The sequence below is a fragment of the Bradyrhizobium sp. CCBAU 53421 genome, from assembly GCF_015291625.1.
In the GTDB taxonomy this organism is placed as follows: domain Bacteria; phylum Pseudomonadota; class Alphaproteobacteria; order Rhizobiales; family Xanthobacteraceae; genus Bradyrhizobium.
In genome coordinates this window covers 3,150,687-3,172,924 of record NZ_CP030047.1, presented here as the reverse complement: position 1 = coordinate 3,172,924, position 22,238 = coordinate 3,150,687, and the positions used below count along the sequence as shown (strand labels likewise).

Sequence of the window (22,238 nt, the reverse complement as noted above, 5' to 3'; positions counted from 1 at the left end):
ACGTAATAATCCTGAATTCAGGATCGGCGGTGGCGGCCCATAATACCGTCTATGGCGCGCAACATCCTCATCAAATTCCCGACGTCTGGCCTGAACGTCCAGTGCCGGACAGAAGAGGCATCGAGCCAGGGTGACCAAAGCAGTGATGATTATCAGCAGATCGCCTGTCCGGCCTGCGAGATGTTTCATTTGGTCAACAGCAAAACGGGCAAGTTGCTGGGCCAAAAGTAAGGCCGCCTCGGTTGGCGATCTCCAAAGATGGACACTGGGGAAAGCCGCCTGGCCGGCGGCTCAAAGAATCGGCCCCAGCGAGGGGGTACACGCTGAGGCCAAGGCGGTTGGATCAATCCATGAGATGACAGGATCAGATCAACAGAGCGCCGACGCCTACGATAAGCGCTACAAACGATATCGCCGCCAACGCAATGAAGGTGAACTCGACGCCGTCGTGGTGACTGAGCCTGAACATTGCGCCAAAGTGCGGCCAAATAATCGTTCCCGCATTTACTTAGGCATGTCAGGACCGGTGTCCTAATCGACACACAGAAGCGGCCCCAGCGAGGGTACTGCTGGGGCCTAAGCTTCCACTACTGATGTCCAGATGCTGTCGGGGGGATCTGAACGTCCGATAAACCAGGCTCGGCCAGGTTCGTTCCCTGCCGCAATAGAAAAGGCCCCAGCACCTCTGGGGGCCTAGAGGCCGGTGCTGGGGCCGTAAGCTGATCCGCCGATCAATCTCTGTTGGAAGGGTCGGCGGTTGCGATATTGCGCGCCGCTCCGTTCCGCCCGCAATAGCGCGCTTGCAACAGTGTCCTGGTTCCTGGGAGCTATCCCAAATCCGGGGAAAAGCGCTGAGGCAGATTGCCGAGAGCCGCGAGTTATTGGCCAAACTTCGACCGGCATTTTAAGCTGTGAGCCCGCCGACAGCGTAGAAAGGCCGCCTCAGTTTACAGGCCGGCGGAGCGCGAACCAGAAACGTCGCATCCTTCGATTCGTTAGTTGTCCATCACCGCACGGCATCGGGTATCTATCGGTGATGAGATCGCCCTCACCGCGCTCCCGCCTAACACCAATAGGGAGCACGCCATGAAGCGGCGGCGTCGTTTCAAGCAAACGCAGTCATTGGAAGAACGTCTAGCGGATGAAGCCATGCGCCTACGGAACCAGGCCAAGGCACTGCCGCCATGCGCGAAGAAAGAAGCACCACTGAGGAAGGCGCGGCAAGACGAGATGGCCGCCCATCTGTCAGAATGGCTTACATCGCCAGGACTAAAGCCGCCCACATAGCAACGATTCCGCATCCGGTCCGATTGTCTGCCATCGTCGGCATGAGACCGTCAGGCGCCGGTGACTGAGAGTTCTACGCGCTCCCGCCTCTTTGATGGGAGAACGACCAATGGCACTCTACTTCTTCGACATTCAAAGTGGTCGCGAATTCTTCGCGGACGAAGAGGGGCGCGATCTGCCAGAGCAAAGGTTTGCCGAGATCGAAGCGATGGAAATGCTCGTTGGCATGCTCAAAAACTCGACCTTCGCAAACGACCGACCTGATATGGCAATCGAGGTTCGCTCCGGAGCCGAACGGCTATTTTGCGCTTCCCTGATCTACCGCAAAAATGGGACGAAGCATTGAGGGGAGACTCAGTTGGCGGCCCGGTCACGAAACGGCTCCAGCAAGGGGGCACAGGCTGGGGCCGCTGTCAGCGTTGCTCAATTAGGAGGCTGGGGTAATTCGATGAGGAGCCAGCCGACGCTGACCATTAGCCCGACGAAGGGCATTTCCCGCGAAGCTCAGGAATGCATACTGGACGCCGTTCATGTGACCGAACCTGAACATGGCGGCAGTCTGCAGCCGAACTGCCGACCCGCATTTACTTAGATCTGTCAGGCCCCATGTCCTAATTCTGCAGCACCGGCTCTTTTTGCTACGCGAAAACAAAGTTCATTGCGCTGGAACAGATTTGGGAGCCTAGTAAGTTCCATGCGGTTTGGGCGACAGGAGGTCGCCAAATGGGTGATTTTCAGGCCTATATTTTAGGTGACCACGGCCACATCAAACAGCGGATCGATCTTTCCTGCGCTGACGAAAATGCGGCTAAAGAGCGCGTAAAATCTCTATTGAATCGCAATTCCATTGAACTCTGGCAATTCGATCATTTGATCGCGACGCTTCACCCCGACCCGATCAAGACGGCAAGCGCCGCCCGTTGGATCAAGAGCTGGCTGAGGCTACCAAACTAGACCCCGCGCGGCAGCAACTTTTGCTGCAACAAAGCGTCAAATCGCTATGCCCAAGCCTATCACCCTAACGCTCATGAGTTTGGCCGCCCCCTGCCTGTCCGCATTCGCAATCGCAGCGGCTCTAATGATCCACTAAGGGCCGAACCTGGCTGAAAACGTCGCGGCGGCGTCAATTCCGTGACCGCATCTACGCGATCAGTTCTGACGCTTGCGACTAATCTCGAAGGAGAAGCGGACGACCATGACATCTCCATCGTCGTCGCGAACAGCAATCTCCATGTGGTCCGCCGCGCCCCTAGCATTCGCTAATGCATCCCGGGCCATCCCACCCAAGGAACGCGCGGCTTCATTCTGCGCCTCCTCCAGGTCTCGGAGATGTAGGCCTTCCTCATCAAGGATAACGCCGTTGTCGTCTTTTAAGTCGAAGTAGTACCGTGGCATCGAAGGTGCCTTTCCCATTCCGATAGCCAAGGCCATCGGCCGCTGGACGTTCCTGTCGGCTCGATGTTCCAGCGAGCGGCCCATTTCGAGGCAGTAACAAAGCTGGGGGCTTGGGGCGGCGCTGAGGCCGTTGCCGCGCAGTCGACTTTGCCTCGCCCGCGTGATTCGCAAAAGCGGCACCTGATACCGATATTCTGGGCATGCTTAAATTTGATTTTTGCCTACCAACCGTTGGGAAGACCGTGCCAGCGGGGCGCGAGTGGTTCCACGAGATCAAGTACGACGGCTACCGCCTGCGCCTTGAGCGCCAGGGAGACCGTGTCCGGCTGATCACCAAGGGCGGCCACGATTGGACGAAGCGCTTCGGATCGTCGAGGCCGCGCTGAAGAACCGCCAGAAGCAGTTCGTGATCGATGGCGAGGCCATCGTCCGCGGCGTGGACGGTTATTCTGACTTCAACGCCCTACACTCCGGCAAGCATAATGCCGAGGTTGAGATGCTCGCCTTCGATATCCTGATGATGGACGGCGACGACCTGCGCGACCTGCCGCTGTCGATGCGCAAGACGAACCTACAGCGTCTTCTCACGCGACGGCCGGAAGGCATCTTCATGTCCGACTACGAGCGAGGCGGAGATCGGTCCGGACCTGTTCCGGACGGCCTGCGAGTTCGGCTTCGAGTGCCTGGTGTCGAAGCGCTCCGATCGGCCCTATAGCGGCGGCCGGTGCCCGCACTGGATCAAGGTCAAGAACCGGACGCACGCGGCAATTTCCAGGATATTCGAATGAGCGCCGTCTGCATCCTTTGTGACGACAGCGGTTGGGTCTGCGAGAACCATCCGGACCAGCCATGGATGGGGCCGCACTCCTGCATTTGTGGTAGCGCTGTAGCTCCATGCCCACGCTGCAACCAGCCGGATGGCGACGTCCCGCGGTTACCACGCGGATTCGAGCAGGGTGATCCAGATTAAGCCCGGCTTCCGTCGACTAGCGGGTGCCTTATCCCCGACGTTGACGGGACCATCACTCTCGCGGATTACCTCTTAGATGGCGCGCGTGAGGTCAAGGTGCGGCATCCGTTCTTCGCGGCGTGCGTGATGATTGAGAGGCCCCGCGGAGGAACGGACATTCGGTCCGCATCGTTGTTACTAGCCGCATGTTTATTCGGGGCTTGTTCAAGGATCAGAATGGCCGACGAAACAATCACGACCACCGGCATCGCCGCTCACGGCGCGTCCCGACTGCCATCCGTAGAGATCGACAGCTTCAACGTCGAATTAAAGGACGAGCAAGGATTCCTCGGTGACCGGGCCAACAAGGCCGCATTCCGTGATATTCTTGAGAAATGGCGAAAGCCGCTGCGGAAGTCAGGCGAAGATCCATTCGGAAACGAGCCGTCCGAAAAGATCAGCAAGAAAGAGCTCGACGCAGTCCTGACCGACGACGATCCCCGAGCCGCTGCGATCGTGCACAGCGCCATCGAGGAGTTCTCGCAGGAGCTCGCGCATGTTACGCGCCGCTTCCTCAAGACCAAGGCATGGGAAAAGACAGAGCGTATCGTGGTTGGAGGCGGCTTTAGCGACAGCCGGCTCGGGGAAGTTGCGATTGCGCGCACCGAGATCATCATCAAAGCCGAAGGATTCAAAGTCGAAATTCTACCGATCGTCCATGACCCGGACGACGCGGGTCTTATCGGCGCCTTGCACCTTGCTCCCTCCTGGATCTTCGAAGGGAATGATTCTATTCTCGCAGTCGATATTGGTGGAACCAATATCCGCTGCGGCGTGGTCGAGACATGCGCCAAGAAGTCGCCGGATTTCTCCAAGGCTAGGGTGTGGAAGTCGAGCCTGTGGCGGCATGTCGATGACGAGCCGAGCCGCGCGGATGCAGTCAAAAGGCTCGTCAAGATGCTCAAGGACCTCACCGCAAAGGCGGAGAAGGAAGGATTCACCCTGGCCCCGTTCATCGGCATCGCGTGCCCCGGGGTCATCGAGCGCGACGGGTCGATCGAGAAAGGCGCCCAGAACTTGCCTGGCAATTGGGAAAGCAGCAAGTTCAACCTGCCGGCCAGCCTCGTGGACGCCATTCCGAATATCGGCGAGCACGACACCGCCATCGTCATGCATAATGACGGCGTCGTGCAGGGCCTCTCGCAAATCCCCTTCATCAAGGACGTGAAACGCTGGGGCGTGCTGACGATCGGCACGGGTCTCGGAAACGCCAGATTCACCAACCGCAACGGCAAAGGCTAGTTCGAGGGGGAGCCCGCTGACTAGCACACCCTTTTCAAGGCCCTGCGGGACGACCTCGGCTGAGGAGATGCTACCGGTATCGATGTCGAAGGATCTTGCCGTGTCCGCTTTGCGCTCGGTGAAGGTCTAGCGAGATATTAATCAAGTCTCTGGGAGCGCTCCATCTTCAAGGACGAAGACATCGAGCAGGACGATCTACGCAGCCCGCGTACGCCTTGGGCCGTCCTGCAGCCGCCGCCGATTGAGCCGATTGTTGGCAGCTTTCGTTGTGAGGTCCTGATTATCGGCGCCGGCATAACCGGAGCGCTGGTGGCCGAGCGCCTGACACGGCAAGGCCGCCAGGTGGTCATCATCGATCGCGAGCTTCCAAGTCTCGGCAGCACGGTGGCCAGCACTGCCATGCTGCTCTGGGAAATCGACCAGCCGCTGTTCGAACTCGCGCAGCTCTATGGCTTCGAGAAAGCAATCCGTTGCTATCGGGCCAGCCACCATGCTGCGCGAGGCCTGCTGTCCATGGTTGCGCATCATGGAATTGCCTGTCAGATGCGGCCACGTCTTTCGCTCTATCTCGCTGTCGATGACGATCCAAAACTCATTCAGAATGAATACGCGCTGAGGAGCCGCGCTGGTCTGCCGTCCGTGTATCTTAATCATGGCGCACTGCTGAAACGCTTCGGCATCGCGCGGGCGGGAGCCCTTTTGTCAAGAGACGCCGCCGACGCCGATCCGGTGCAGCTCACGCATGGTCTGCTTGATATGTCCCTCCAGCGCAGCGCACGCCTTCTGAAGGCCAACGCGGTTGCCTACGATAATGCGGCCTCGAGCGTGACCGTCGGCCTTGAAAGCGGGCTTTCGATCGAAGCGCGGTACGTCGTCCTCGCGACCGGCTACGTGATGCCAGACATCGTGAAGCCTACGGGCCAGCTGCCAGCTTCCAGTTGGGCCATCGCGACTCGACGGCAGCCGGGCAATCTATGGCCCGAACAGGCGCTGATATGGGAAGCGAGCCGGAACTATCACTATGCGCGGACGAGCGCCGATGGCCGAATCGTCCTTGGTGGAGAGGATGATCATGCGCTCATCGAGCCCGCGGCTCGTGATGAGGCGACACGGGCAAAGGTGAGGGCGCTCAAAGCGTACCTGAAAACGCTATGGCCGCGTGCGTCCGACGATGTGGCCTATAGTTGGTCGGGCGCTTTCGATAGTACTCATGACAGCTTGCCGTTGATTGGCAGGGTGCCCCGCTGCAAGAATATCTTCGCCGCCTTTGGTTATGGCGGTAACGGTATTACCTTCAGCTTCCTCGCCGCAGAGCTCATCGGCTCGATTCTCGCGGGAGGCTCATCGCCACTGCTTGATGACCTTGCGATCGACCGCGATATTCCCGGTTTAATGCCCTGAATTGAGCGTGTCACCCAGGTCGGGCAGCGCCGTGTCGGCGGCTCACATGCCGAGGACCAAGCGCAGCGCGCGGCTGGGGCGCGGCCCTGTTTACGGCTGCAGCGACGACACGGCGTGCGGGCGATCATCGACAAATTCCCGCAGCTGCCGCCTCGCGCATCCTTTGCATTGCCCTCGGATGCTTAGCGGAGCAGCGAGTTGCCGCAACATCCGTGACGAAATGATGGTCCAGCCTAAGATTTCGCGGTGCCGGGCTCTGCCATCTTGCGATGCTGTTTAGCGAGCGTTTCGGCCGGCGTCACATTAGCGCCCCTGACTGAATCTTCTTCTTGAGGCCGGTCACCACGTCGCCTTCACCCTTCATCATCGCCTCGAACCCCTTGCACGCGACCACGGATCGGAGGGGCCGCCTTCCATTTCGCTGGTCGCTTCGTAGACCAGCGGCTGGGCCGCCGGGCGCCTTGTCGATGAAGCTGCCCGTGGTTGTGATCTTCTCCATCTTGTCGGTCAGCGCGTCGCGGTCCGACGACCTGATGGCACCGAGGTGAAGCCGACATGGTGCAGAAGTCCGGAATCGTCGTGGAGCGCCTGGGTCTGATCAAGCATCCACCCTCCCGATGCATCACGCAGCGATAGCGCGCGAAGTCGCACGCAACCGGTACGGCCTGCCACCCCGGCGGGTGCCGAGGACCGCCATCCAGTTCGCGCAAGGCTTCAAGAATTTCGTCGATCGAAACCGGCTGCTTCGGTCCGGTCGGTGCCCGCATGGCTCGGCAGGACGCAATGGCTGATGCGTCCGACGCCCAGGAAGCAGGATGGCCCGCTTTTCCGAGAGGGTCAGGCTGGCGTTCTGCACCACGTCTCTTGGGTGCTCAAACACGGCGCCGGGACGCAAGAGCGCGTTGAGTTCGAAAACATTGCCATCGGCGGTCGTCGGCCGCATGGGTTCCTCTGACATAGACGAATTGAGGAGCCGCGCGCTTATGCGCGCGACCCCGTGCCTGACGCGTTCCTAAGCTGCCTTGGCGTCAAGCTTCTGCACATTGTCCAGAGGCGCGCGGTTGATGGCGATGCGCCGCGGCTTCATCGCTTCCGGCACTTCCCGAACAAGCTCGATGATCAGGAGCCCGTTATCGAAAGCCGCCTGCTTGACTTGAACATAGTCGGCAAGGCTGAACTGGCGCTTGAAGCCGCCGGTTGAAATGCCGCGATGGAGGAACTGGTGTTCGCCTTTTTCAGGCTTGCTTCCCTCGATCGTGACCACGTTCTGCTCGGCCGTGACGGAGATGTTTCCAGGCGCGAAGCCCGCCACCGCCAGTGAAATCTGGTAGCGATCGTCACCGAGCCGCTCGATGTTGTAGGGCGGGTAATTGTCCTCGCCGGCCCGCTGTGCCATTTCCGCGAGGTCGAATAGGCGATCGAAGCCAATGGTCGAACGCCAGAGGGGCGAAAAGTCGTAACTGCGCATAGCCAAATCCTCCAAAGAGCAAGATGGATACGAGCGGCAACGGACACGACCGGTGCCCGTCTCAACCGACCAGGTCCAACCAGGCACCCGGCCGCCACCCTTCGGTGGCGACAAAAAAATTAGCAAAGCGGATTTTGGTTTCAAGAGGGAGCCAAAAAATTTTCGGAGCCCTGGCCTGCCCTGCGGGCCGGGGTAGCGGCCTGGATCTTTGAAAGGTGCGGAGGTGCCAGATCCTGTCTCCGAGCCGTTTGTGTGCGAACCGGAAACGACCGAAGTGGCCGATGTCTTCTCGCTTCGCGTATGGAAAATTATCGAATAACTCGGCCAATGGCGGAGCCCGCACGCAAGTCGAGCTTGCGGCGGCTTCTGGCGACGCGCTCGACATGCCAAGGCCGCTTCCTGAAGAAGCGGCCCCACCATGTTTCGTCGGCGCTTACCAGCCGCGCGTGCCGAAGCTAAAGCCGATGCCCGGCCCCCCGCCGTAGTAACCATAACCGCGATCGTAATAACCAGGACCGCCATAATAGCCGTAGCTCCGACGCTCCACATAGCCATCGTCAGCGCCGTAATAGCGCTGAACATAGCGGGGACCGCGGGTGCGGACGCAGCGGCCGTAGTCGTTACAGACCAGTCGGACCTGGTCGACGCCAAACAGCTCAGGCGAGCCGACCTCGGCAGCGCTGAGCGGAGCGGCGATCGCGGCCGATCCCACCAGGGTGGCGGCAAGTAGTCCCAGCACAATGGTCTTCATCGTGGTTTCTCCTTCCTGACGAGATCAGTCGATTTCTTCGATCACACGACGTTCGTGCGGTTCGACGATGTAGGTGTGGCTGTCGCGATTGATGTACCGATATTCGCGCAAGGTCGGCGCATCCCGGTAGACCTCGTCGGGAAATGCCTCGATCTCCACGTCTTCCGGCACGCGTTCGCCGGTACGAATTTCGGTGCGGACGGTGCTACCGGTGGTACGCCGCTCGCGCTCGACGGGGCGCGCTTTGGCGTGCTTTCGGATCACTTCGCGATCGCGATCGCTGAAGGTCGTCTTGCGCTGCTCGGACCGCGCCGGCGCCGCCGCGGTCTCCCGGCCCGAATACGGCATGACCGCAACGATCTTGTAGCTGGATGGCTCAACGATCACGATCTCGTCCTTCACCAGGACGAAGTCGTAGCCGCGATACTGCGGGACAATCTCGGCGACATCAGCCGGCAACGGCTGCAGGCGCACGTCCCGAGGCACGGTCGTGCCCACCGACAGCGAAAAGTCCACGTTGGTCAGAGGCTGGACGTTGAGGTGCGAGATCGACGTGCTGATGCGAGTACGCTGCTGGTCGTTGATGTTGACCGCCGCGCTCACGTTGGTGTTGGACGAACGGTCGGCCGTGTCCCGCTGGCCGTTCGGCTGCCGGGCCGTATTGGTCGAGCCGCTACCGGCCGGCGACTGGGCTTGATTGCTGTTGTTCGGGGCGGGCGGATTTGCGCTCTGGGTCTGACCGGTCGAAGGCGCGTTGGTCTGCGCCTGGTTTGACGGCGGGTTGGTCTGGTTGGACGGCTGGCTGGTCTGCGCCTGGCTAGGCGCGTTGCCCGAGGCCGGCGCCTGCGTGGCGTTGGCGCCAGTGGCGGAATTGGAGGATTGGCCCGCGGCGCTTTGGCCTGTCGAAGCCGGCGGCTGCGTCTGAGCCGAATTGGTCGAGGTGGCGTTGTTCTGGGTGCCCCCCGAAGTAGACGACGACGGCGCTGTGTTCGAGGAGGACGGTGTCGTCGTGGTCGTGGAATCCTGCTGATGCTGCGCGGCCGCAGGATTTGAACTCGACGAGCTTGGAGAGGACTGCGCGAAGGCCGATGTCGCGATCGCGAGCCCGGCAGCGGTAGCCAACAATAAATGCTTGTTCATCTGAAACTCCTGAATGTGGTGCCCAACAACATCGCGCGGCGGGCCTGGTTCCTGAGCGGACATTTCAGCAATTGCTCCCCTGTTCATCCGAAGAAATTTGCCGCGCGCGTTGGTGGTGAATCCGGTGCCCGCCGGGAGCATCGCTTCGGGAAAAACTGGAACTTCCTTCAAAATCCGCCGTTGGGACGCACTACGAAACATTGAGGAGGAGGACATCATGAAGAAACTGATCGTATGCGGCGCTCTCGCCGCCTTTGCTCTCGGGACCCAAGCCGCCAGCGCCGCCGAGTTCTACGTTGTGCGCGACGCATCCACCAAGAAGTGCACCGTGGTCGACACCAAGCCGACGACGACCACCACCACGATCGTGGGCGACGGGGTCTACAAGACCAGAACCGAAGCCGAGTCGGCGGTGAAGACCACCAAGGTTTGCACCGACCAATAGGGCTTTGCGGAGACAGCGTAAGCCTCCCGAACCCTAGCGATTGGAGAAGAGCATGCCCGTACTGCTGCCGTGGGTCGTCCCTGCCGTCATCGTCGTCGGTGGCACCGGCTACTGTTGATCCACATGCACTGAGCAATCAGGCTCCATGCGAAAGACCCGCTCGGCTTTTTGAGCGGGTCTTTTTTGCGAAGCATTCGCCAAGGCGACTAGCATGGATTCGTCTTGCCGTATCGCTCACGGAGTTACAGACAAGACGAGAGCAACCCCGTTCGCGTGATCGACGCATTTGTCGATGCGCTCGATTTGGCTGAGACCGGCTTTGAGGGGTTGGAGCCGGCGTCAGCGGGTCGACCGTCGTACCACCCCTCAGTTCTCCTAAAGCTTTACATCTATGGCTATCTGAACCGGGTACGGTCGAGCCGACGGCTCGAACGAGAAGCCGGCCGCAATGTCGAGGTGATGTTGCTGCTGGGTCGGCTCGCTCCGGATCACAAGACGATCGCGGATTTCCGCAAGGTGCAACGGCGGCGTGCTCAGCTGGACGAGAGCGTCGCCCGCTATCTGAGCCAACTTGACACGTGGCTTTCAGACCCTGCGCATGCGATGGCGCAACTTAGGTCGCGTCTACTTGCGGCGATGTCCATCTCGCCGACAGCCACCCTCACGCTTCAGGCCGGGCTCGCTTTGGCTGTATCCACGGTAAGCAAATCACGACGCGCCGCTGCCGTTAACCGACCAGCGCGCATGAACGACGCTCTTCAATGCACGCGGCGAGAAGGCGCGTACGAACGCCGTAAGCCGTGCGGGGACACTTGTCAGGGTATAGAACCCAGAAATGTCAATGGGTACCTTCCTGCAAAGACCACCGTATCGATGGCCAGAACGTCACTTCGGAATCTTCAGAGCGCCACTGCGACCGAGCAGCCGCTTGATCTGGATGTAGAGACTTGACTGCCCTTTGCGCGTAATCCCCAGATGGCTGCCCACCAGATCATGCAGCGCGCTCAAGATTCGAGCCCGTTCAGGACAGGAGGATTTACATTCAGAAGATCAACTGGCCCCCTGCTCTACCTCGACGAGGCATCGCCCGGCGAATATTGGGCCGGCTTAGGATATGCGATAGACCGGGGTTGGCTCGAATCCCACGAGACCGGGACTTACGTGAAAATCCTGCAAGCTGGCAAGGACCTGCTCGCCTAGAGCCGGGCTCTCTTCACTCCTTTGGAGTACCTAATCTTCTCAAGTCCGAAGCCCTGAACCTTCGGCACGCCCTACGCGTACTAATTGCCGTCAGGATTTTGCATTACCTTCCTGGGGCTAGAACCAGCGCCGACCGCAAGCATTTCAAGCGGTCGGCGTTGTGCAAGGGGCTCGCGATTTCGCAACCAGAACGGCTGCCGGCGCATCTGCTGGGGCTAGGCGGCGAGCGCCGAAGCCGTCCCGATCACGAGCGTTCTCCTGGAACGCCACTTTCATTGTACTGGGAAAGAGCGGCATCGGCGCTGCCCTCCCGTGTTACCTCACCTTGACAACTGTCTATGTTGCCCGCCGCGAGCGCCTCTACTGGCCAGCGTTCGAGGCCTCACAGCGCGCGTCTTCGACCAAGAATAAGCCATGGAACTTTTTGGCTTCGTTGTGCTTTCTGATTCCGTTTTTGTGGCAGCAACGTCAGCTTTGGAGAGAGGAGCTATGAAGCGACGCAGGGTTAAGCGGACTTTCCCACTTGAAGAACGCCTTGCCAGAGAAGCCCAAGAGCTACGCCAACGGGCTAAGAAACTCCGCCCAGGTTGAGAGCGTGAGATATTGTTGAGGAGCAGGAAGAGACCGCCGCCCATTTGGCGGAATGGCTGATGTCATCCGGCCCGCGGGTCCCCATCTAGGAGGCCCACGATGCAGGCAAACCACTACCCTATAGACGGCGTCGAGTTGCCTTGCTCCGCGGCAGTATCGTTTGTGGCCCTGATCGCAAGCGTGGCTTGGCTTCCCACGCGGTGATCGCTCCGACGCAGTTGAACGCTTGGGACGCCGCTCATAGCGGCCGACAACGGCTGAAAAAGTGCAAACTTGGGCTCCGGCGCTTTCCCGTGCTGGAGCCCTTCCTCGGACTCGGTAGAGACCAAGATTGCTTATGTGAGGTTTGCCATGAGGCCTGTTGAGAACACGGCTTCTTGCCGCGCGCCCATATGGCCTGCTTGCGCGGGATTGAGATCAGGCAAGAGGCGCCAGTCGCTTGGTGCGCTCGCCCCATTCAAAGCCACTGGTCACCAGGATGGCAGCATTTGAGGTCGGCCAGTCCCGCCAGGATAGCTCAACAATATCTTTGGTACGGTGACTTGAAAATTCACCGCAGTCCCGCCCACGCCGTTGAGGGCGATCGGCCTAGCGTGCCTAGTCGGTGCGGGGGATTCAAATATGTTAGCAGGACGATGCCCTCCGAAGCTGGAGGGCATCCGATGTCGCGGTGGCGAAGGTGTGTGCGGCCTTCGATTAAGGCGCGGGTATTCCGCGGTAATATTCGTCAACCGACCTAGCCACCCCGGGATCCGACCAATTCCAGCTACGCTCCTCGCTATATTTCGGCGCGCTGCGCAAACGGTCTTCAGTAAGACCGGTCGCGTAGCCACCGAGGCCAGTGTCGAACTTCAATGATTGCCAGGGTAGCGGATAATGATCGTCGCCAATGCCAAGAAAGCCGCCGAATCCCAAAACAGCGTATGCGACTTTCCCGCTCACCTTGTCGATCATGATCCGTTCGATCGAGCCGATACGTGATCGGTCAGAGCCGTAAACAGCAGTCCCTTCGACCTTATCGCTACCTATAAGACTTCCCGTTTCACGTTTTTCGTAAGCCATGTCATCCTCCATCTAGTTCGAGTTCAACCGAGCGCTTTATCGACTGTTCCTAACGATGATCAGAGGTTAGGGGTTGGCTGGAGATTTGGGAGATCGAAAATGTTGGACGGTGGCCGATGTCGAGCGATCGCAGAAGGAACGTTCGAGACCAACATCAGTTTTATTGTTATGAGTGAGTTCCTGCCAATCGTCGTAGAAAAGTCGATCCAGGTCGCCTGGGACTTCCTCGAGCGCTCAGGAGAGATCACAGATCCTGGCGACGCGAGCCACTTCCTCCTTAGAAGCATCGATGACATGGCGCGGGCCGGTGAGCGTCGGCCGCTCTTGCTGGCGAACTGTGCCATCGACGCTTACCGGCGCTACAAGCGCCTGCTCGTGGCGTGATCAATCCCAACTGTCCGATCTGCAGCGGCCCCGGCTTGGTCCTGCGAAAACCACTGGCATGGACGAAAGATCCGCGCGAGCGCCAGCGTGGCGCAGCGCGCGAGGTACGCGTGCAACGGTGGCCAGGCGTCGAGTGGCCGAATACGAGCGGGGGACACTCGAAGAAACCCCGCCCGCGAAGAGCTATCGCCGCGCGGTCTTCTTACGCCGGTTGTAGGGTGAGCGGTTGATCGGCCGTAGCGATATGCCCTCACGCTGCGCCTTGCTCGCGATCGACCCCTTTGGTCTCTCCATCTTGAGGCTGATAACGCCCGTCGGAGTGTTTGCCCTCGCTAGCGCCCGGAGCCGTCTGACCTCCTTATCTGTCCAAGGTTGGCGCGAACGGCGTTTGTACTTGGGGTGAGCTTTTCGTGGGCCCTTTTTGCCGATGGGTGAGCCCGGTCGTGTCCATGCTGCCTTTGCCATGTCCGGCACCTCCTGATCCGTTGAACACATCAATCAGGCAGACAGTTCCTACTTAGGAACGGAGCGTCCGAGCCAAGAGTTATTTGAGAATGGACAGCCTTACAAAAAAAGATCAGTTCGAGCGCTCAAAGATCAATCTGCATGCGCCTGATCAAATAAAATGCTGGGCTCTTGAGCTCGGTATCTCGAAGGAAGAGCTTCGCAAGGTCGTCGATAAAGTCGGGAATTCTGCCGCGGCCGTACGCAAGGAGCGGGAGGCGAACCGTGACGAAAGAACAGGAACTCAACGCTGAGTGTGCACAGGAAGCGCGAAGACAGGCCGCTCTTCTTCCGCCCGGTCCAGTAAGAGACGCGCTACTGGAGAAGGCTCGCCAGTACGAATTGGCCTCAAAGACTGATTTGCATCACAATGCCAAAGAACCGCCCCTGGGATACGCATTGCGGTTGAGATGAACCGCAGCGAAGCCGCGGTGCGGCTCAGAGCCCAAGGTTCTTGGTCTAACGTTTGCCACCGCGCAGCGGGGCCCGAGGCCAGATAACGCGGGGTCGCCCCGGCCGAGCGCTGGAACGACCCGCACGCCGGCTACTTGGATCTGGTCGAGCCGCCCGATTTCATTCCGGTGCTGGACCCCGTCGTCTGACCCCCGGAGACTAAATCCCTTGATCTAGATCATGGGTACTGGCCGAAATAGGCACTCGCCAAATCGAAACAGGCCGCTCGATTAGGAACGATTTAGTGTCGGGATAATTAGGCAATCGGCGGCGGCAAAATCCTGCCCCACGGTACGCCGTCGCCATTAGTCCCCAGCGCTGCCTTCCCCGGGGCGCTGGGGCTTATTCGTTTAGGCCATTCGCAGATGCGAAATAGGCCACTCACATCAGTCTGGTTCCGGGCCGTCATAGCCAGATGGAGGCCGAACGGTTCGCCATCGCGCCGCGATCTCGTCGCAGGCGTCGGCAACGTTCCGAGGCTTCTTCACGAAGCTGCCCGGCGGCTTGTGTGCAATTCCGCCGAACACGTCCACGGCCAAACAAAGTACCGGGTCTGCGTCCCCAATGATCGCCTTCAGCCACAAGCTCGGCAAGCTGTGCTTCGGTGCAGGACAGGATAGCCTCATGCGGCAATGAGCAATATGGCCGCCAAGATGACGATCGCCGCCATCGCAAGCGCGATCACCGTCTCGCGACGCCCGAGGCTGGATTTGGTCCTTGAGGCTGATCGGACATGTCCCAAAACCGGGTACTCGAATGCCGCTCCCTCGGTATCGTTCACCTTGAGCCAAGCTTGGGCGGCTTCGATCGTTTCGAACACCTTGAGATGGTCTTTGTCTCCGACCATCTTGTTTGTGTCGACGTAAATCCAGGCCGTCTTCATTCGAACCTCCGCGACCTCAGCATTCCGCATCCACCGGCCCGCAATTATTTTTCGATAGTCATCGAAGATCCAGCCCTCCCCCGCAAGCGGGAGAGGGCTGGGGGTAATTGCCTGAAAATCCCATCCGGTCCAGGATAATGGGTTCCGTTACCACGCCGAGTCCGCCTTAGCACAGTCGCCGATGAGATCAAATTTCCCTTGCATTTCATGTGGCATAGGTTGCCACGGCCGTGTGCGGATACTGCCGGGTCAGCACGTCAGAACAGGTCAGCGACGGCAAGAGCCTGGAGCAGCAACGGCGCCAGATCGAAGGGTACGCCATGATGAAGGGCTGGAGCGTTGCCCGCACCTTCGTCGAGGCCGGCGTATCCGGTTCGGTGCCGCTCGCCGAGCGCGATGAGGGCCGGCGCATGCTGGCGGCGCTGCAGCCCGGTGATGTCATCATCACGGCCAAGTTAGATCGCGCCTTCCGCTCGGCCGCTGATGCGCTCGGCACACTGGAGCAACTGAAGGAAGATCGAGTCGCGTTGCGTATGATCGACCTCGGCGGCGATGTCACCGGCAACGGCATCTCCAAGCTGGTGTTCACCATCCTGTCAGCAGTCGCCGAGAATGAGCGCGACCGCATTCGTGAGCGCATCCGCGACGCCAAGCGGCACCGCACCGCGCTGCGCATCTACAACGGCGGAAAGCGGCCTACGGTTACGACATCGAGGGCGTAGGCAAAGATCGCCGCCTCGTGCCGAACGCTCATGAGCAGGCCGCGCTGGCCCGTGGCAAGGCCTTGCAGGCCGAGCGCAGGCAAGCACAATGCCGAGGTCGAAATGCTGGCGTTCAATATCCTGGCGATGGATGGGAACGACCTGCGGGGACTGCCATTGTCAATGCGCAAGGCCAGTCTTCAGCGCCTCCTCGCGCGCCGGCCGGAAGGCAGGACAGCCAAGCTGTTCACTCGAAGTGTTTCCCTAGAGATGCTGTCGCTCGGTTGATCGTTGATCCATGCATCAAGCGTCATTTCCTGTGGGCATCCCGATCGGAGTGTCTGGCTGCTTTCCGGCTCTCTCATCGGTGCGGCATAGGGCAGTTCCCCTTCGCTGGCCTAATGCCTCAGGAACAGCACGGGGCAGCCGGAGTTGATCCCGGGATGAGAGGCCAGGAGCACTCCCGTGCCAGTCACAATGGCGTGCGCCAAAGATCTTGAACTCATCGCTCTGCGTGAGCTCCGCAGTCTCCCGGGCGGAGAGCATGTCTGCCACGTCGAAATCATCCCCTCCGGTACTGATTGGACTTTGGTGCCCGTCATGCGTGATGGCGCTGATGAAGCGCAGGTCCTTATATCGGCAAAGACCACCGAACTGAGGCTGAAGCAGCGGTACTCGGTCCGCTTCGATTGGTGAGCGACACAATTCATTGCAGCGTCTTCCGCCGAGCAAGGACGGGCGAATCCCCTACACTTCGCTGGTGCCGCGTTGTCACATCATTTCGGGGCGTTACAGAACCGTCTCGATGAGACCCAACGTCTTCGCGTCCTGCGCCTCCAAATACCAGTTCGACGGCGCCTTCTGCATGACCTCTTCGATCGTCACGTTCGAGCCCAGAATTAGATTTTGAAAGCCCTCGTTCTGTATGGCGATCGAGCATTCGATTTCGTTGAGCGTCGCCCTCACAACCGCAATGCATGTCGTCAAAGGGCCATCGATCACCAGGCTCTTCGAAAGCTTGCGTTCATGGATCATTAGTCGTGTGCCGCGTGCGAGGTATCTGTTCGGCCGCGCAAAGAAGCTCATGAACGTAACGCCCGCCGAATAAATCACAGCCTTACCGAGAAATACGAAGCGACGTTGCGGCTCTGTCTCACTCGCGAACCGCACGTCCTCCCCCATCATTCGGGCGACCTCGGGGTCCCCACCCAAGGTCGACAGTTCGATCACGACAAGGACTTTATCGGCAGCGTTGTCGAACTGCGTTCGAAAGGCGGTGTACATGTTATAGTCGACAATGCCAGAGAGGCTAATGGCCGGCGACTTGAAGGCAGTGGCCGGTAGCGTTGCGAGCTGCATATAACAATCCTTTCGCGGCTTTGGTCTCTGACTACATGCAGATGCCGTGCCGGTTCCCGATCGGCCTACGCACCGGGCAGACGCGGCTCCAGGAATCTGCAATTACTACTGGCATTTCATCACGGAACAATTTGGAGAGTTCCCATGCCAGCAGGATCGTGGTCCGCTGAGGAAGAGCAAAAGCTGTTGCAATTGATCCGGGAGACCGGGCTGACACAGCGCGAGATCGCCCAGAAGCTCCGTCGTACTGAGGCGGCTGTCAGCGCCGGGCTGACTATCATCCGAAAGCGGGCCACGGAGAACGCTCGCGAGACCTAGCGGCTCAACGTCTACCGCAAAAATGGGCTGAACAGAGCGCGTCGTCCCAGGTCGTTAGGCGAGGCCTAACCCATGTCCAGACGGGCATCGATACCCATCTGGATGCACGCTCCGGCTCCGGGCGTCCCCCCGCCCCCACATTCATCTCCCGTACAACGGAGCTTGGTATTGTGACGGGGCGCAACGCTGCCGTGTCCACCGTGCGAGATTCCGATCAATGTTCAAGAAAACAGTCTTGCTGCTGACCGCGCTGACGGGCCTCCTCTCTATCGCACCGGCAACCGCTGAGGGCATCACGATCAAGGGAAAGGACTTTTATAGAGACGGCAGACCGTGGCAGCCCAAAGGGGTCGACGTCAACGCCTTCGTCAAGCCGCCGAAGTTCTTTGCCATCGACAAGTCCGCCCAACTGCAGCGCAGCTATTGGGGCGAGGTGGAATTGAAGCAGGTGCACGCACGACTCGGCGCGGACACGTTGCGCTTCCACGTCAGCCAGGGTGGCCTCGACCCTCAGGCTGCCATCTACGACGTTGGCTACGCTCATCAGATCGTCGAAGCCGTGCAGCTTGCTCGCAGTCACGGTTTCGCAGTCGTGCTGGTCATAGACGCACAGCAGGATGGGACACCGGAAGTAAAGTGCATGCCCTCAGCCAACACGGCACGTGCCTGGCATTCGCTCTCATCAGCCCTGCCCAACGATCAGGCGATCATGCTCGAACTGTTCAACGAACCCTGTAAGAGGGGTGATGCCACCGCTCGCGCCGAATGGGCGAAGGCCATGCAGGAACTGATCGACGCGGTGCGCGGGCGTGGGGTACGCAACATCCTGTTACTTGATGGGCTCGACTGGGCGCGGATCACCAACGGATTATTTCCGCTGGTCCACGATCCCATGCCTGACCGAATGGCATTCGCGATTCATCCCTACCTCGTTGGCGGGGCGTTCGACCGTCAGCAGCAATGGGAAGCAACGTTCGGTGCGAGCGCGAGAACGTTCCCCGCGTTGGTCACGGAATGGAATGCGACGCCAACCAACGGCTGTACAGGGAAGAACACGCCGCTCGTGGCACTGGCTCTGATGCGCTATCTGGAGTCGCTGCATCTTGGCCTGATCGAATGGGGCATCGAATCCACGCGCGGCAAAATCGTCACCAACCACGACGATTTCACACCGACGAACTATGCAGGGTTCAAGGACTGCAACGACGGATCGGATACGGGCGGCGGCGAGTTGCTGGCGAAGTACCCGCATGATTGAGAGGCCCCGCCCAATGGCAGACCCTGGCAAAGCTGGCCGGCTGCGGCCGACATCGGCCGACTGGCTTGCCTCGGTGCGAAACGCCGCGGTGGCAGGGCATATAGGCTGGATCGTCGGGGAGCTCGACAAAGGGTCAGAGTAGAGTGCGGCGGTACCCCCGGAGCAGCCCAACTCCGTCTCGACTATCACGCCGCGCTCGGTCTCTGAGGATGTGCCGTGAGCAGATGCATAAACACGTCGGAGACACTCGCGCTGTTGTCCCTCGCATTCGTCCTGTTTGCGCCGCTCACCGCTTTCACCAGCCATAATGTCACCCTCGCGGGCAGCGACTTCCTTTCGACGGCAAGCCATGGTTGCCCAAAGGGATCAAGGTCGAGACGTTTGCACGTTTCTGCTTTCATTCCTTTGGCGGCGAAATGGATGAACAATTCGGGCGGCGAATTTCACGCCGCATCGCCACCGCTGTGACACCTGCCATTATGACAAGCACAATACTCGTCACGTTAGGCTGCCAGCGGCTCCTATTTAATGCTTGTCACTCTCTCATGGACGACGGACGCCAAAATGGCTCGGAGTCCTGATGCTGCAGGCGAAAGATCGCTTCGCGCGATCATGCGCAGTTCGATAGCCGGCAACCGGGGAAGGCGGAACTCGGCGCCCACATTGCGTATCCCCGTCGGTACCCTGTGCGAGGTCCGAACCGTGACGCCGTGCCCAAATCGGAGAGCCCCCCAAACCCCAGGTAGACTTGGCGTCGTGAGAGACAATCGCCATGGCAAGCCTTTGCTATCCAGCGCGTGGAGCGCGGCCTGCCGAAATAGACAGGGGTGATCAAAGAGGACCAGCGGGACTCCGGCTGGGGGGTCGGATTTTGCAAGTTTCCTTCCGGCGAACCAGAACAGCGGTAGGGATCTAAGCAGCGTTCCCGCCCTGCTGCGACCAGGTCGAAAAAAGGCAAGCGCCATGTCGAGATGGCCGGCATTCACCTCATCCTCAAGTGCATAATTACGGCCGGCTCTCACCTCGACATGCACGCCCGGCCATTGCCGCGAGAAGCGCGTGATCGCATCGGGCATGACGTCTTCGAAGAAGTCCTGAGGAAGCCCCAATCGCACCGAGGCCGCCGCGACCGTTGCGCCCAGCGCGGCGGCAGCCTCGTCATGCAATTCGATGATCCGGCGCGCATAGACGAGCAATGCGTCACCGGCCTCAGTCGGGACAAGGCCACGGCCGCTACGCTGAAATAGCGGGCGACCGGCCTGCTCCTCGAGACGCTTCAGCTGCATGCTGACGGCCGACTGCGAGCGGCCGAGCTGCACGGCTGCCCGTGCAAAACTTCCGAATTCTGTGCCCGCCACGATCGTACGCAGCGCGTCGATGTCGAACGTCGGTTTCATCTATCGATTCTCGTGAAGCACGAGTTCAAAACTATCTGATATACGAAAGTGTAGTCCCTGGCTACAGTGGGGCCCGCGCGGTCGAAACTGGCATCTACGCGCACGCAGCAGAAGCGTGACGGATGCGACGCCAAACTCGCTATCGAAGGATCTCGTCTCATGATTGCTCCGACGGCGACCGTGGGCTTCATCGGCCTTGGGACCATGGGCGAGCCTATGGCACTGAATTTGGTGAAAGCTGGGAGGCCAATCGTCGTCTGGAATCGCTCGCCCGCGAAATGCGAAGCGCTGGCGAGCGCGGGCGCGACGATCGCACCCGATGTCGTCGAGGTCTTCTCCCGCTGTCGTGTGGTCATCCTGATGCTGGCCGATGGCGCCGCCATGGACGGCGTGCTTGCGCGCGGGACCCCGGCTTTCGACGAACGGGCCAAGGGGCACATCCTGATCAACATGGCGACGGTCCCGCCCAGCTATTCGAAGGCATTGGAATCGGATGTACGCGCCGCCGGCGGCCGGTACGTCGAAGCGCCGGTTTCCGGATCCCGCAAGCCGGCGGAGGCCGGACAACTGGTGACGATGCTGGCGGGGCAGGCCGAGGACGTCGCATCGATCCGCACCCTGCTTGCGCCGATGTGCCGAGAGAGCTTTGACTGTGGCACCGTGCCTAGCGCACTCCGGATGAAACTGGCCGTAAACGTGTTCCTGATCACGGTGGTGACGGGACTGGCCGAAGCGATGCATTTTGCCGAACGTCACGGGCTGGACCTGACGCAGTTCGTCGGCGTGCTGGACGCCGGGCCGATGGCGAGCGATGTCTCGCGGGGCAAGGCGACGAAACTGTTGAAACGGGATTTCGCCCACCAAGCTGCGATCTCCAACGTTCTGGAGAACAACCGCCTCGTGGTCGAAGCAGCTCGCGATGCCGGCATCGCATCGCCGCTCATCGACGTCTGCTTTGCGCTCTACGGCGAGACCGAAGCGCTGGGCCTCGGCAACGAGGACATGATCGCGGTGATCCGCGCCATCGAGCGGCGTACAACGGCCCACGCATGATCGACTTTGCCCTCCTCTGCCTGCCGATCTTCGGCGTCGTCGGGCTCGGCTGGGTAGCGGCGCGTGCGCGTCTCGCAACGCCTGGGGTCTGTGACGCGCTCGGGGCGTTTTCGTTCCGCTTCGAGCTCCCGGCCCTTGTGTTTCGCATGATTTCTGGCCAGCCGCTCGACCGCTCATTCAACGTGCTCTTCTATGGCGGCTATCTCGGAAGCGGATGTCTGATCTTCGCGCTGGTATTCGGCCTGTCGCATCTTCTTGGCCGGCAAAGCACCGCCGCGGCAGGCGCGCATGCCACAACGACAACGGTCAGCAACCTCGGCTTCCTCGGGCCTCCTCTCGCAACGGCGTTCTTTGGAGAGCGCAGCGCAGGCCCACTCGCGATGGCAATTCTCGCCGAGGTCATGGTCCTCCTGTCGCTGGGCGGCGCCATCATGGGGGCATCCCGCGGCTCCGGAGCGGGCATCACCTCTCACGTGATACGCGGCACCGCTCTCAATCCAGTTGTCGCAGCGATCGTGCTCGGCGCGGCATTCGCGGCCACAGGCATTGCGACCCCTTCGCCTATCGATCGCTTTCTTGTGTTTCTCGGCGGCTCCGCAGGCCCGACGGCTCTGTTCGCGGTCGGCGGCGCACTCGCCATGCAACGAATTGACCGAACGACGGCCACTGTCGCAGCCGGGCTCACCGCAGGAAAGCTGATCGCCTATCCGCTACTCGTATGGTATCTGTTCGCGCAGCTGCTGCGGCTCGAATCCATCTGGGTGCAGGTTGCCGTCCTCCTCGCCTCAATGCCCTCCGCTGGCAGCAACTACGTCCTGGCCCAGCGCTACGCGGCCGACGACGACCAAGTCTCGGCAGCGATCGTGCTCTCAACCGTCGTGAGCGTGGTAACGGTCCCCATCGCCGCATGGTTGGTGCGGCACTGATGCGATAGAGC

The 22,238-nt window shown here is 60.3% G+C and carries 22 protein-coding genes and 3 pseudogenes; 15 read left to right on the top strand and 10 right to left on the bottom strand.

Features of this window, described 5'->3' with window-relative positions:
- Positions 1 to 51 precede the first annotated feature (51 nt).
- From XH92_RS14940 to XH92_RS14930, 3 genes are all read left to right on the top strand, one after another.
- A complete protein-coding gene (locus XH92_RS14940; protein ID WP_194461726.1) occupies positions 52 to 231 on the top strand; it encodes a hypothetical protein in 180 nt (59 codons plus the stop codon).
- Between the two features lie 1,165 nt (positions 232 to 1,396).
- Positions 1,397 to 1,633: a hypothetical protein gene (locus XH92_RS14935; RefSeq protein ID WP_194459875.1), complete on the top strand. Its 237-nt coding sequence runs from the start codon at positions 1,397 to 1,399 to the stop codon at positions 1,631 to 1,633.
- 377 nt (positions 1,634 to 2,010) lie between these two features.
- The gene (locus XH92_RS14930; RefSeq protein WP_194459874.1) at positions 2,011 to 2,241 is read left to right on the top strand and encodes a hypothetical protein; all 231 of its coding nucleotides are present in this window, start codon (positions 2,011 to 2,013) and stop codon (positions 2,239 to 2,241) included.
- Between the two features lie 195 nt (positions 2,242 to 2,436).
- Here the strand turns inward: XH92_RS14930 and XH92_RS14925 are convergent, their stop codons facing one another.
- Complete coding sequence (locus XH92_RS14925; RefSeq protein ID WP_194459873.1) at positions 2,437 to 2,682, bottom strand: hypothetical protein; 246 nt, start codon at positions 2,680 to 2,682, stop codon at positions 2,437 to 2,439.
- A gap of 349 nt (positions 2,683 to 3,031) precedes the next feature.
- Here XH92_RS14925 and XH92_RS43840 point away from each other — a divergent pair, with 349 nt between their 5' ends.
- The 3 genes from XH92_RS43840 to XH92_RS14910 all read left to right on the top strand — a co-directional run bounded on the left by XH92_RS43840 (position 3,032) and on the right by XH92_RS14910 (position 6,334).
- Positions 3,032 to 3,397: a hypothetical protein gene (locus tag XH92_RS43840; RefSeq protein WP_371818018.1), complete on the top strand. Its 366-nt coding sequence runs from the start codon at positions 3,032 to 3,034 to the stop codon at positions 3,395 to 3,397.
- A gap of 471 nt (positions 3,398 to 3,868) precedes the next feature.
- The gene (locus tag XH92_RS14915; protein WP_194459872.1) at positions 3,869 to 4,933 is read left to right on the top strand and encodes an ROK family protein; all 1,065 of its coding nucleotides are present in this window, start codon (positions 3,869 to 3,871) and stop codon (positions 4,931 to 4,933) included.
- Between the two features lie 306 nt (positions 4,934 to 5,239).
- Positions 5,240 to 6,334 (top strand): FAD-binding oxidoreductase, encoded by a 1,095-nt coding sequence (locus XH92_RS14910; protein ID WP_246788554.1) that lies wholly within the window; start codon positions 5,240 to 5,242, stop codon positions 6,332 to 6,334.
- Between the two features lie 233 nt (positions 6,335 to 6,567).
- Here the strand turns inward: XH92_RS14910 and XH92_RS14905 are convergent.
- The 5 genes and pseudogenes from XH92_RS14905 to XH92_RS14890 all read right to left on the bottom strand — a co-directional run.
- Positions 6,568 to 6,725, bottom strand: a pseudogene (locus tag XH92_RS14905) (oxidoreductase); the annotation flags it as partial.
- 231 nt (positions 6,726 to 6,956) lie between these two features.
- A pseudogene (locus XH92_RS42990) lies at positions 6,957 to 7,277 on the bottom strand (hypothetical protein).
- A 69-nt stretch (positions 7,278 to 7,346) separates the two neighbouring features.
- A complete protein-coding gene (locus tag XH92_RS14900; RefSeq protein WP_194459871.1) occupies positions 7,347 to 7,802 on the bottom strand; it encodes an Hsp20 family protein in 456 nt (151 codons plus the stop codon).
- 433 nt (positions 7,803 to 8,235) lie between these two features.
- The gene (locus XH92_RS14895; RefSeq protein ID WP_194459870.1) at positions 8,236 to 8,553 is read right to left on the bottom strand and encodes a hypothetical protein; all 318 of its coding nucleotides are present in this window, start codon (positions 8,551 to 8,553) and stop codon (positions 8,236 to 8,238) included.
- A gap of 24 nt (positions 8,554 to 8,577) precedes the next feature.
- Positions 8,578 to 9,693 (bottom strand): DUF1236 domain-containing protein, encoded by a 1,116-nt coding sequence (locus XH92_RS14890; RefSeq protein ID WP_194461269.1) that lies wholly within the window; start codon positions 9,691 to 9,693, stop codon positions 8,578 to 8,580.
- Positions 9,694 to 9,910: 217 nt separating this feature from the next.
- Here XH92_RS14890 and XH92_RS14885 point away from each other — a divergent pair, with 217 nt between their 5' ends.
- Both XH92_RS14885 and XH92_RS14880 read left to right on the top strand, forming a co-directional pair.
- Positions 9,911 to 10,138, top strand: coding sequence for a hypothetical protein (locus XH92_RS14885; RefSeq protein ID WP_194459869.1), 228 nt, complete (start codon positions 9,911 to 9,913; stop codon positions 10,136 to 10,138).
- A gap of 222 nt (positions 10,139 to 10,360) precedes the next feature.
- Positions 10,361 to 10,654 (top strand): annotated as a pseudogene (locus XH92_RS14880) (transposase); the annotation flags it as partial.
- Positions 10,655 to 12,625: 1,971 nt separating this feature from the next.
- On the opposite strand, the gene XH92_RS14875 reads toward XH92_RS14880, so the two are convergent.
- Positions 12,626 to 12,991: a PRC-barrel domain-containing protein gene (locus tag XH92_RS14875; RefSeq protein WP_194459868.1), complete on the bottom strand. Its 366-nt coding sequence runs from the start codon at positions 12,989 to 12,991 to the stop codon at positions 12,626 to 12,628.
- Positions 12,992 to 13,090: 99 nt separating this feature from the next.
- Here XH92_RS14875 and XH92_RS14870 point away from each other — a divergent pair, with 99 nt between their 5' ends.
- Both XH92_RS14870 and XH92_RS14865 read left to right on the top strand, forming a co-directional pair.
- Positions 13,091 to 13,375: a hypothetical protein gene (locus XH92_RS14870; protein ID WP_246788429.1), complete on the top strand. Its 285-nt coding sequence runs from the start codon at positions 13,091 to 13,093 to the stop codon at positions 13,373 to 13,375.
- 554 nt (positions 13,376 to 13,929) lie between these two features.
- A complete protein-coding gene (locus XH92_RS14865) occupies positions 13,930 to 14,133 on the top strand; it encodes a DUF3606 domain-containing protein (RefSeq protein ID WP_194459867.1) in 204 nt (67 codons plus the stop codon).
- 821 nt (positions 14,134 to 14,954) lie between these two features.
- Here the strand turns inward: XH92_RS14865 and XH92_RS14860 are convergent.
- The gene (locus XH92_RS14860) at positions 14,955 to 15,215 is read right to left on the bottom strand and encodes a hypothetical protein (protein WP_194459866.1); all 261 of its coding nucleotides are present in this window, start codon (positions 15,213 to 15,215) and stop codon (positions 14,955 to 14,957) included.
- 230 nt (positions 15,216 to 15,445) lie between these two features.
- Between XH92_RS14860 and XH92_RS14855 the strand changes: the two genes are divergently transcribed.
- Both XH92_RS14855 and XH92_RS14850 read left to right on the top strand, forming a co-directional pair.
- Positions 15,446 to 15,937 carry a recombinase family protein gene (locus XH92_RS14855; RefSeq protein ID WP_246788428.1) on the top strand — a complete coding sequence of 164 codons (492 nt, stop codon included), beginning with the start codon at positions 15,446 to 15,448 and terminating at the stop codon, positions 15,935 to 15,937.
- A gap of 102 nt (positions 15,938 to 16,039) precedes the next feature.
- Positions 16,040 to 16,204 carry a hypothetical protein gene (locus XH92_RS14850; RefSeq protein ID WP_194461725.1) on the top strand — a complete coding sequence of 55 codons (165 nt, stop codon included), beginning with the start codon at positions 16,040 to 16,042 and terminating at the stop codon, positions 16,202 to 16,204.
- A gap of 501 nt (positions 16,205 to 16,705) precedes the next feature.
- Here XH92_RS14850 and XH92_RS14845 read toward each other — a convergent pair.
- Positions 16,706 to 17,275: a peptidase S14 gene (locus XH92_RS14845; protein ID WP_194459865.1), complete on the bottom strand. Its 570-nt coding sequence runs from the start codon at positions 17,273 to 17,275 to the stop codon at positions 16,706 to 16,708.
- A gap of 535 nt (positions 17,276 to 17,810) precedes the next feature.
- Between XH92_RS14845 and XH92_RS14835 the strand changes: the two genes are divergently transcribed.
- Positions 17,811 to 18,851: a cellulase family glycosylhydrolase gene (locus XH92_RS14835; protein ID WP_194459863.1), complete on the top strand. Its 1,041-nt coding sequence runs from the start codon at positions 17,811 to 17,813 to the stop codon at positions 18,849 to 18,851.
- A 521-nt stretch (positions 18,852 to 19,372) separates the two neighbouring features.
- Here XH92_RS14835 and XH92_RS14830 read toward each other — a convergent pair.
- Positions 19,373 to 20,248, bottom strand: coding sequence for a LysR substrate-binding domain-containing protein (locus XH92_RS14830; protein WP_194459862.1), 876 nt, complete (start codon positions 20,246 to 20,248; stop codon positions 19,373 to 19,375).
- 159 nt (positions 20,249 to 20,407) lie between these two features.
- Here XH92_RS14830 and XH92_RS14825 point away from each other — a divergent pair, with 159 nt between their 5' ends.
- Both XH92_RS14825 and XH92_RS14820 read left to right on the top strand, forming a co-directional pair.
- Positions 20,408 to 21,301 carry an NAD(P)-dependent oxidoreductase gene (locus tag XH92_RS14825; RefSeq protein WP_194459861.1) on the top strand — a complete coding sequence of 298 codons (894 nt, stop codon included), beginning with the start codon at positions 20,408 to 20,410 and terminating at the stop codon, positions 21,299 to 21,301.
- Positions 21,298 to 22,227, top strand: a complete 930-nt coding sequence (locus tag XH92_RS14820) for an AEC family transporter (protein WP_194459860.1) — start codon at positions 21,298 to 21,300, stop codon at positions 22,225 to 22,227. Before XH92_RS14825 ends, XH92_RS14820 begins: the two co-directional genes overlap by 4 nt.
- Positions 22,228 to 22,238: the final 11 nt, after the last annotated feature.